Below are 540 nucleotides of genomic sequence, written 5' to 3'. Positions count from 1 at the left end.
CCACCCAGATCTACACCCATGTCGCGGGCGAACACCTGGCGCAGGTGGTGCAGACCAAGCATCCGCTGGGGCGGAAGAAGACGCCGCATTGACGCGCAGGCATGGCGCCGCTTAGGAAAGCCCCCACCAAATCTACGGGTTTGCCGTCATCGGCCGGCCCCATCGAAAGGCCCGCCATGTCGGACGAAACCCGCGACTCCAACGGCAATATCCTGGCCGACGGCGACACCGTCACCCTGATCAAGGACCTGAAGGTCAAGGGTTCGGGCGGCGTGACCCTCAAGCGCGGCACGGTGGTCCGCAAGATCCGCCTGACCGGCGACCCCGAAGAGATCGAGGCCAATGTCGACAAGGTCCGGGGCCTCGTCCTGCGGACCGAGTTCGTGAAAAAGGCTTAGGGCCACAAATCCTCCCCCCAGCGGGGGAGGTGTCGGCGCGGAGCGACGACGGAGGGGGAAGAGGCAAGTTCAGCAGGACTTCCCCCTCCGGCGCTTCGCGCCACCTCGTGTGATGGAGATGAGCTAGCGTGAGGAGCGGCCG

The 540-nt window shown here is 65.7% G+C and carries 2 protein-coding genes; both read left to right on the top strand.

Annotated features, from left to right (window positions below; translation table 11 throughout):
• A partial coding sequence (locus AX690_RS23695; RefSeq protein ID WP_231732195.1) for a hypothetical protein occupies positions 1-92 on the top strand: 92 nt, incomplete at its 5' end.
• Positions 93-176: 84 nt separating this feature from the next.
• Complete coding sequence (locus AX690_RS12915; RefSeq protein WP_066681534.1) at positions 177-398, top strand: alkylphosphonate utilization protein; 222 nt, start codon at positions 177-179, stop codon at positions 396-398.
• Positions 399-540: the final 142 nt, after the last annotated feature.

Source organism: Caulobacter sp. CCH9-E1, from assembly GCF_001556515.1.
Lineage (GTDB): Bacteria > Pseudomonadota > Alphaproteobacteria > Caulobacterales > Caulobacteraceae > Caulobacter.
The sequence above is the reverse complement of the archived record's forward strand: the minus strand, read 5'-3'. Positions and strand labels throughout refer to the sequence as shown.

Bases quoted from the DNA above. Each gene is read 5' to 3' on its own strand.
- AX690_RS12915 (WP_066681534.1), top strand. From the start codon at position 177: ATGTCGGACGAAACCCGCGACTCCAACGGCAATATCCTGGCCGACGGC.